This is a genomic window from Pseudomonas sp. 22072 (assembly GCF_052046095.1).
Lineage (GTDB): Bacteria > Pseudomonadota > Gammaproteobacteria > Pseudomonadales > Pseudomonadaceae > Aquipseudomonas > Aquipseudomonas paracarnis.
In genome coordinates, this window is record NZ_JBQEQE010000038.1 from 21,351 (window position 1) to 29,949 (window position 8,599).

The window sequence follows — 8,599 nt, forward strand, 5'->3', positions numbered from 1 at the left end:
CTATGCTCGTAGATTCCCATTGCCACCTTGATCGCCTCGACCTTGCCCAGCACGGCGGTTCCCTCGACGTCGCCCTTGAAGCTGCCCGCCAGCGTGGGGTAGGGCACTTCCTGTGCATTGGCGTCAGCGCCGACAACGCCGCCGACGTCAAAGCCCTGGCTGATCGCTACGCCGACGTCGATTGCTCGGTGGGCATTCACCCGCTTGACCTCAAGCCAGGCGAAGCGCCGGCTCTGGACTGGCTACTGGGCGAACTCAACCATCCGCGAGTGGTGGCCATTGGCGAAACCGGCCTGGACTATCACTACGAGCCTGAAGCTGCCGAGTTGCAGCAGGCCTCGTTCCGCCTGCACCTGCAAGCCGCCCAGCAGACGGGCAAGCCGGTGATCGTGCACACCCGAGGCGCCCGTGCCGATACCCTGGCTTTGCTGCGTGAAGCCGCGTTGTCGCAGGCTGGCGTGTTGCACTGCTTTACCGAAGACTGGGATATGGCCAAGGCGGCCCTGGACCTGGGGTTCTATATTTCCCTGTCGGGCATCGTCACTTTCCGCAATGCCGACGCGCTGCGCGATGTGGCCCGCCAGGTGCCCGCCGACCGCCTGCTGGTGGAAACCGACTCTCCGTACCTGGCGCCCATCCCCCATCGCGGCAAACCGAACTTGCCCGAATATGTACGTGACGTGGCTGATTACCTGGCGATGCTGCGCGGTGAGTCGTACGAGCGCTTTGCCGAGCAGACTACCGAGAACTTCAAGCGCCTGTTCCCGCTGGCCCACGTGGCCGGTTAGGGCGGTCGAATCCCAGGCAAAAAAAACCCGGGTTCTGGGGGGTGAATCCGGGCTAAGACCATTAGGAGTAAAACAAGGGCACGCAGTCCGTCGGTACCCAGGTCGACGCGTCACTTGGGGGAGATGTCGCGCCGACAGTTGAAGTATTGACCACTATCCCATTCAGTCCAGTCGTGATTGATCGTTTTTTAAACAGATTTGGAATACGCGGCCTTCGCTTGAGTTCTCATTGCGCTGATGGGCAGGTTCAGGTGTTGCGTATTATTTCTGACTGATAACGGCGAAATCGTTGGTGCATTGAAAGTTATGTGCCTGACGGGTTCACATAGACATTGCCCAACGACCGTTCAGTCGGGATAATCCCTCGCACCGGGTAAATCGTATCGCCACGTATCCATGGCCCTGCGCAACCCTCCCTATTTCCGACCTTTGCAGACTCTTCCTCATGCACAAAGAACCCCGTAAGGTCCGTGAATTTCGCCGCCGTGAGCAGGAAATTCTCGACACCGCGCTCAAGCTGTTCCTCGAACAAGGTGAAGACAGCGTCACCGTCGAGATGATTGCGGATGCCGTGGGTATCGGCAAAGGCACGATCTACAAACACTTCAAGTCCAAGGCCGAAATCTACCTGCGCCTGATGCTCGACTACGAGCGTGATTTGAACGAGTTGCTGCACTCGGCGGATGTCGACAAAGACAAGGAAGCCCTGTCCCGCGCTTACTTCGAGTTCCGCATGCGTGACCCACAGCGCTACCGCCTGTTCGACCGCCTGGAAGAGAAGGTGGTCAAAGGTCACCAGGTGCCGGAGATGGTCGAGGAGCTGCACAAGATCCGCGCCTCGAACTTCGAACGCCTGACCCTGCTGATCAAGGGCCGTATCAGCGAAGGCAAGCTTGAAGACGTGCCACCGTATTTCCATTACTGCGCCGCCTGGGCCTTGGTGCATGGCGCTGTGGCGCTGTACCACTCGCCGTTCTGGAGCAATGTGCTGGAAGACCAGGAAGGTTTCTTCCAATTCCTGATGGACATCGGCGTGCGCATGGGCAACAAGCGCAAGCACAGCCCGGAACTGCCGGGCGCCGAGAAGAGCGGCGACACCCCTGCCACGTAAGTCATTCGCCACAGTGATGGCGCAACGATTTACTGCCAGGCGCAGTAAGCCAGGAATATACTCAGGCAAGGACCTTGCTAAAAGCTGAGTTATGAGTCAGCTTTTAGCGCGCCCGAATTATCCTCTGCCGGAGTGATCCATGATCGTTGATCGTCAAGGCAGGCGTTTTCGCAATTTGCGGATCAGCCTGACTTCAGCCTGCAATTATGCGTGTACCTATTGCGTGCCTGACGGCAAGCGGCTGGTGGCTGCCCAGGATGAACTGTCGGCCGAGGCCATGGCCCGAGGCGTGGCTTACCTGATCGAAGCGGCGGGTATCGAGCGCTTGCGCATTACCGGCGGTGAGCCGTTGGTCAGCCCCAAGTTGGAAGCCTTCATGGGGGCGGTAGGGCAGATGGGCCTGAGCGACATCAGCCTGACCACCAACGGCCAACTGCTGGCGCGTAAACTGCCGTTGCTGGTGGCAGCCGGTATTCGGCGCATCAATGTCTCCCTCGACACGCTGGATGCCGACGCTTTCCGCAGCATCGCCCGTGGCGGCGACCTGGCCACCGTGCTCGATGGCATGGACCAGGCCAGTGCTGCCGGAATCAAGATCAAGGTCAACATGGTGCCGTTGCGCGGCCAGAACCTGGACCAGGTGATGCCGTTGCTCGATTACTGCCTGGCGCGTGGCTACGAGCTGCGCTTTATCGAACTGATGCGCATGGGGCACCTGGCCAAAGACTCCAACGCGTTCCTGCAACAGTTCGTCAGCTTGCAACAGCTGCTCAGCTTGATCGGCGAGCAACATGAATACCTGCAAGCCAACGCACCCGTCGATGCGACGGCGGTACGCTACGAAGTGCCGGGCAAAGGCTTCTTTGGTGTGATCGCCAACGAGAGCGTACCGTTCTGCCGTACCTGTTCGCGGTTGCGGTTGTCCTCCACCGGTTGGCTGCATGGGTGCCTGTCGTCCAGCAATCGCCATTATGTCGGTGACTTGCTCGATCAACCGCGTCACCAGGCGTTGCCGGCGTTGCAGGGCTTGTTGATGAAGGCCTTGGCTGACAAGCAGGAAGTGGCGTTCTCCGGCGGTGCCACGATCATGAAGATCATTGGTGGCTAAGCTAGATATTGCGGGTTCACACATTTGATTTGTAGCGCAGCTGAATGGCGCGGATTCTGCATCCCACGCCCCATTCGCCGGTTTCCTGTCACCGGCCTCTGGAGGATTAGGATGCGTAGTCTGGTTTTGCTGCTGGCGTCATTGGCCCTGGGCGGTTGCATGACCGTCAGTGATATGGCCGAAGGCACCCGCTATCAGATGAGCGATGCCGGGCTGCTCGATCACAGCGATACGCGCCGTACCGCCTCGGTGCGCATACAGCCGGATTCCTTTGTATTTATTGCCCAAGGCGCCTTCGTGCCGCCGGGCAGCGCCTATCCGCGGCCCAATGTGGTGGCCGAGGAAGCATTCAATGGCTTCGTTGAATATTTCCCCATGGTGCGTCGCGCCCGCCAGCCCGAAGGTCTTGAACAGGCCATGGCCGAAGCCCGTGCCGTCGGTGCTCACTACCTGCTGTATTGCCGTTTTGCGGCAGCCGATGACCGTATCGGCAACGCCGACGAGTGGACCGATCAGCAAGCCCTGGACCGCCTTGGCCTGGACAGCGGGGTGATCCAAGTCATGTTGATCGAGACCAGCACCCAGTATTTGATTGATACTGCACGTATTCGCAGTCGTGGCGGTTTACTGACGTTCCACGACACATCGCCACAAGATTTGATCGCTCGCCCCCTGGCGCAATATGCCCGCGGTTTGCTGGGTATGAGTGATCAGTAAGACAGAGGAGCCCGCCATGACCGATTCCGCCAAGGCCAATGATCTATTGGCCCAACTGCCCAAGGGCAAGGGGCCGGCACCGGTGCATTTGTGGAACCCGGATTTCTGCGGCAACATCGACATGCGCATCGCCCGCGATGGCACCTGGTTCTACCAGGGCACACCTATCGGGCGAAAGCCGATGGTCAAGTTGTTCTCCAACATCATCCGCCGCGATGGCGATGATTATTTCCTGGTGACGCCCGTGGAGAAGGTCGGCATCCGTGTCGATGACGCACCCTTTGTTGCAGTGACACTGGAAGTGCAAGGGCAGGGCGAAAGCCAGGTATTACGCTTTACCACCAACGTCGACGAACAGGTCGAGGCAGGCCTCGAGCACCCGCTGCGGGTGGTGACCGACCCCATCACCCAGGAACCCGCCCCCTATGTGCGCGTTCGCACCAACCTCGAAGCCCTGGTGCATAGAAACGTTTTTTACCAGTTGGTGGAGCTGGCGGTGAGCCGTCCGATCAACGGTCAGAACTGGCTTGGCGTCTGGAGCAGCGGGGAGTTTTTCCCCATCGGCCTGGAGCCCTGAGGCGGTTTTTGCCTTCAGCCTGAAATAATCCTCTTGCGGTAAACACGGGCTTTCGGTTATCAATTTGTACATGATTAGACATGTTCGATTTGATAAGAAAAAACGCGTCGTCGATGAGCTCATCCGCCGTATCGAAGGTGGAGTCATGGCCGACGGCTTTCTGTTGCCGGGCGAGCACCAACTGGCCGAGGAGTTTGCGGTCAGCCGCGGCACGCTGCGCGAGGCGCTGGCCGAGCTCAAGCGTCGCAACTACATCGCCACTCAGAGCGGCGTCGGTTCGATTGTCACCTTTGACGGCATGGTGTTGGACCAACGCAGCGGTTGGGCCCAGGCCTTGGCCGATACGGGCGCCCATGTAAGCACCGACGTCCTGCGTTTCGAAGCCGTGACGCGCCCGGATCTGTTCAGCCGTTTTGGCACCGACCAGTTCATTACCCTCGACCGCCTCCGGCGCACGGCTGACGGTACAGCGGTGTCGCTGGAACGCTCGTTGATGCCGGCCGTTGGCGATCTGGAAAACCTGCCCCACATTGGGCTGATCGATAATTCCCTGACCATCACTCTGGCCGCCTACGGCTACGTCGGGGCCGACGGTGACCAGTGGATCGGTGCTGAACCCCTGAGCGATGAAGACGCCGAATTACTCGGGCGCCCCAGCGGTACGGTATTTCTCAAGGCGTCACGCACCACCTATGATCGTCGCGAGCGTTTCATGGAGCATGTCGAAAGCCTGCTTGACCCGTTGCACTTTCGCCTGCATCTGCAGTTTGGAGCGTCGAAATGAGCCGAGAAAACCGCGCACTTGGCGCCTTTTATGGCCTGGCCCTGGGCGATGCCTTGGGCATGCCCACCCAATCCTTGAGCCGCGAGCAGGTCCAACAGCGCTTCGGTGCCATCACCGCCTTGGAAGACGCCGACGCGGACCAGCCCATTGCGCCCAACATGCCTGCCGGTTCCATCACCGATGACACCGAACAAGCCATCCTGGTTGCCGAGTTACTGGTGCAAGGCCAGGGCAAGATCGAGCCCACCGTGCTTGCCCAGCGCCTGATCGACTGGGAAGCGGGGATGCGCGCCAAGGGTTCCCAGGACTTGCTCGGGCCGTCCACCAAACGCGCAATCGACATGATCCTCGCCGGTCATACTCCGGAGGAATCCGGGCGCTACGGCACCACCAATGGTGCGGCCATGCGCATCACCCCGGTGGGCATCGCCGTCGATGTCAGCGACCCGGCGCGGTTTATCCAGGCGGTGATCCAGGCATGCCAGGTCACCCATAACACCAACCTGGGTATTTCCAGCGCTGCGGCCGTGGCGGCGGTGGTCTCGGCTGGCATCAATGGCGTGGACCTGGGGGAAGCCCTGAATATTGGGACCCAGATTGCCCGACAGGCCGAAAGCCATGGTCACTGGATCGCGGGCGGACGCATTTCTACCCGCATCAGTTGGGCTCGCACCCTGAGCGTCGGCAGCGGCGACAAAGCGTTGTTTGCCGACCTGCTTTACGAGTTGATTGGTACTTCGGTGGCTTCCCAGGAGTCGGTGGTGGTCTCGTTTGCCTTGGCCCAGCAAGTGGCGTCGGGTGATATGAATGCCTTCGAAGCCCTGTGCCTGGCGGCCAGCCTGGGCGGCGACACCGACACCATTGCCGCGATTCTGGGCGCCATGCTGGGGGCGTGCCTGGGTATGCAGTGCTGGCCTGAGGCGTTGGTTGAACAGGTCAAGCGGGTCAATGGCCTGGACTTGCAGCCGCTGGCCCAAGGGTTATTGGCCTTGCGATAAACACGGAACCAAATGTGGGAGCTGGCAAGCCAGCTCCCACATTCAAAAGCGTTGGGTCAGGAAGACCGGATAAAGATTCGACTCGCTGCCACAACAACAATACAGGCATCAGGAGCCCCCCTTAATGAGCAGCCCCTCTTCCGGCCAAACCGCCGGGCAACTGGAAACACGCGGCATCGAGCCGGTCCCGGAAGGCGAGTGCAACGGTCATCCGCTGCAACTGTTCTGGGTGTGGTTCGCGGCCAATATCAGCATCCTCGGTTTGCCCCTTGGTGCAACGCTGGTGGCGTTTCGTGGCCTGGCCATCTGGCAGGCGATCATCGTCGCGATTCTTGGCGCCGCGGGCTCCTTTGCCGTAGTGGGCATCATCTCCATCGCCGGTCGCCGTGGTCGTGCGCCCAGCCTGACCTTGTCCCGCGCCATTTTCGGTGTGCGCGGCAATATCGGCCCGACATTGGTGTCGCTGATGTCCCGCCTGGGTTGGGAAACCGTCAACACCACCACCGCAGCCTTCGTATTGTTGTCGTTGAGCTCCATCCTGTTCGGCTCGGCAGTGGAGGCCAAGAGCGCGCCGGTGCTCACCCTGATCTTCATTGCCATCTTCGTGCTGTTGACCCTGGCCGTATCGGGCCTGGGCCACGCCACGTTGCTGGTGATCCAGAAGTGGGCCACCTACGTATTCGGCGGCCTGAACATTCTGGTGGGCGGCTTTCTGTGTGCCACCATCGACTGGAGCGCGGTGTTCAACGCCACCCCGGCGCCGTTGAGCGCGATGATCATTGGCGTAGGCACCATGGCTGCCGGTACCGGTATCGGTTGGGCCAACGCCGGTGCAGACATGTCGCGTTACCAGCACCGCAGCGTCAAGGCCGTGCGCCTGGTGGCCTCCGCCGCGTTTGGTGCAGGTATCCCGCTGGTGCTACTGATCACCCTGGGTGGCCTGTTGTCGGTGGGTAACAATGACCTGGCATCGGCCACCGACCCCATCATCGCGATCCGCGACATGCTGCCGACCTGGATGGCCGTGCCGTACCTGATCACCGCGTTCGGCGGCCTGTTGCTGTCGAACAACCTGTCGGTGTACTCGGCCGGCCTCACTACCCTGACCCTGGGCTTGAAGGTCAAGCGCGTGCATGCAGTGATCGTCGATATCGTGGCGATTTTTGCCGGCTCCATCTATTTCATGCTGATCGCCGATAGCTTCTATGGCCCGTTCATTACCTTCATTTCGCTGCTGGCGGTGCCGATCACGGCGTGGGTTGGGATTTTCGTGGTCGACCTGATTCACCGTCATTACTACAGCCCCACCGACCTGCTGGACGTCAGCCCCAACAGTGCCTACTGGTATCGCGGCGGCGTGGAGTGGCGTGCATTTGGCGCCTGGGCCGTGGCCATTGCGCTGGGGTTCAGCTTCACCACCATCGGCACCACCGCCGAAAACATCTGGTTTGCCGGGCCGCTGTCCGACTCCTGGCTGGGCCACAACGGGCTCGGCTGGATCGTGACCTTCGTGGTGGCTGGCGGAATATATGCAGTCTTGGGCGGAGCGTCTGACCGTCGTCCGGGTTTAGCAGAGAGCGCCAATGTCTAGATTGCTGCACACCGGCCAGGTCATTGTCGACCTGGTCATGGGCCTCGACACCCTGCCGGCAAGCGGCGGTGACGTGCTGGCCAACTCCGCCAGTTTCCAAGTCGGTGGCGGTTTCAACGTAATGGCTGCGGCACGGCGCAATGGGTTGCCGGTGGTTTATCTGGGCCGCCATGGCGATGGGCGCTTTGGCGAGCTGGCGCGTGCCGCGATGCAGGCCGAAGGTGTTGAAATGGCCTTGGCGGCCAGCGCTGGCAAAGATACCGGGTTGTGCGTGTCGCTGACTGAAGCGAGCACCGAACGCACCTTCATCTCCCATCTCGGCGCCGAGGGGGAGCTGAGTGCCGACGACTTGGCTCAGATCGTCCCGCGTATCGATGATTATGTGTACGTCAGTGGCTACAGCTTGCTGCTTGAAGGTAAGGCGCAGCCGTTGCTTGACTGGCTGCTGGCGCTTCCGCGAGAGATCGTGGTGGTATTCGACCCGGGCCCGCTGGTCAAGGCGCCGGACTCGGCGTTGATGCGTGCCTTGTTGCCGCGTATCGACATCTGGACCAGCAATGGCCCTGAAGCCCTCGCGTTTACCGGGGCGGCGGATATAAGTCAGGCGCTGCCCATGCTGAATCAGCACTTGCAGGCACTGCTGGTTGTGCGTGATGGACCAAATGGTTGCTGGGTAGGGCGCGGGGTAGAGACTGAGCATGTACCTGGCTTCAAGGTGCAGGCGGTAGACAGCAATGGTGCGGGGGATGCGCATGCAGGGGTATTTATCGCCGGGTTGGCGCAGGGCTTGAAACCCGTTGAGGCGGCGCGTCGAGCGAACGCAGCGGCGGCGTTGGCGGTGACGCGTTGGGGGCCGGCCACTTCACCTGGCGTCACCGAAGTCGACGCATTGCTGGCTGAATAAATACGCACAACCCTAGGGGAG

Annotated in this window: 9 protein-coding genes; all 9 read left to right on the forward strand. The window is 60.8% G+C overall.

Annotated features, from left to right (window positions below; genetic code table 11):
- Positions 1–2 precede the first annotated feature (2 nt).
- On the forward strand, positions 3–788 hold the full coding sequence (locus ACTJLA_RS24915; protein WP_034128433.1) for a TatD family hydrolase: 786 nt from the start codon (positions 3–5) through the stop codon (positions 786–788).
- A gap of 445 nt (positions 789–1,233) precedes the next feature.
- Complete coding sequence (locus ACTJLA_RS24920; protein ID WP_034128432.1) at positions 1,234–1,899, forward strand: TetR/AcrR family transcriptional regulator; 666 nt, start codon at positions 1,234–1,236, stop codon at positions 1,897–1,899.
- 139 nt (positions 1,900–2,038) lie between these two features.
- On the forward strand, positions 2,039–3,007 hold the full coding sequence (locus ACTJLA_RS24925) for a GTP 3',8-cyclase MoaA (protein WP_019817203.1): 969 nt from the start codon (positions 2,039–2,041) through the stop codon (positions 3,005–3,007).
- 111 nt (positions 3,008–3,118) lie between these two features.
- Positions 3,119–3,724: a DUF4823 domain-containing protein gene (locus tag ACTJLA_RS24930; protein WP_034128431.1), complete on the forward strand. Its 606-nt coding sequence runs from the start codon at positions 3,119–3,121 to the stop codon at positions 3,722–3,724.
- Positions 3,725–3,740: 16 nt separating this feature from the next.
- Positions 3,741–4,301, forward strand: a complete 561-nt coding sequence (locus ACTJLA_RS24935) for a DUF1285 domain-containing protein (protein WP_034128430.1) — start codon at positions 3,741–3,743, stop codon at positions 4,299–4,301.
- A gap of 70 nt (positions 4,302–4,371) precedes the next feature.
- A complete protein-coding gene (locus tag ACTJLA_RS24940) occupies positions 4,372–5,085 on the forward strand; it encodes a GntR family transcriptional regulator (RefSeq protein WP_034128429.1) in 714 nt (237 codons plus the stop codon).
- Positions 5,082–6,083, forward strand: coding sequence for an ADP-ribosylglycohydrolase family protein (locus ACTJLA_RS24945; RefSeq protein ID WP_198791661.1), 1,002 nt, complete (start codon positions 5,082–5,084; stop codon positions 6,081–6,083). The genes ACTJLA_RS24940 and ACTJLA_RS24945 overlap by 4 nt, the downstream gene beginning before the upstream one ends.
- A gap of 124 nt (positions 6,084–6,207) precedes the next feature.
- A complete protein-coding gene (locus ACTJLA_RS24950; RefSeq protein ID WP_198791660.1) occupies positions 6,208–7,674 on the forward strand; it encodes a purine-cytosine permease family protein in 1,467 nt (488 codons plus the stop codon).
- Entirely contained in the window at positions 7,667–8,578 is a 912-nt protein-coding gene (locus ACTJLA_RS24955; protein WP_314546758.1) for a PfkB family carbohydrate kinase, read from the forward strand. The genes ACTJLA_RS24950 and ACTJLA_RS24955 overlap by 8 nt, the downstream gene beginning before the upstream one ends.
- Positions 8,579–8,599: the final 21 nt, after the last annotated feature.

Bases quoted from the DNA above. Each gene is read 5' to 3' on its own strand.
- ACTJLA_RS24925 (WP_019817203.1), top strand. From the start codon at position 2,039: ATGATCGTTGATCGTCAAGGCAGGCGTTTTCGCAATTTGCGGATCAGC.
- ACTJLA_RS24930 (WP_034128431.1), top strand. From the start codon at position 3,119: ATGCGTAGTCTGGTTTTGCTGCTGGCGTCATTGGCCCTGGGCGGTTGC.
- ACTJLA_RS24950 (WP_198791660.1), top strand. From the start codon at position 6,208: ATGAGCAGCCCCTCTTCCGGCCAAACCGCCGGGCAACTGGAAACACGC.
- ACTJLA_RS24955 (WP_314546758.1), top strand. From the start codon at position 7,667: ATGTCTAGATTGCTGCACACCGGCCAGGTCATTGTCGACCTGGTCATG.
- ACTJLA_RS24945 (WP_198791661.1), top strand. From the start codon at position 5,082: ATGAGCCGAGAAAACCGCGCACTTGGCGCCTTTTATGGCCTGGCCCTG.
- ACTJLA_RS24920 (WP_034128432.1), top strand. From the start codon at position 1,234: ATGCACAAAGAACCCCGTAAGGTCCGTGAATTTCGCCGCCGTGAGCAG.
- ACTJLA_RS24935 (WP_034128430.1), top strand. From the start codon at position 3,741: ATGACCGATTCCGCCAAGGCCAATGATCTATTGGCCCAACTGCCCAAG.
- ACTJLA_RS24940 (WP_034128429.1), top strand. From the start codon at position 4,372: ATGATTAGACATGTTCGATTTGATAAGAAAAAACGCGTCGTCGATGAG.
- ACTJLA_RS24915 (WP_034128433.1), top strand. From the start codon at position 3: ATGCTCGTAGATTCCCATTGCCACCTTGATCGCCTCGACCTTGCCCAG.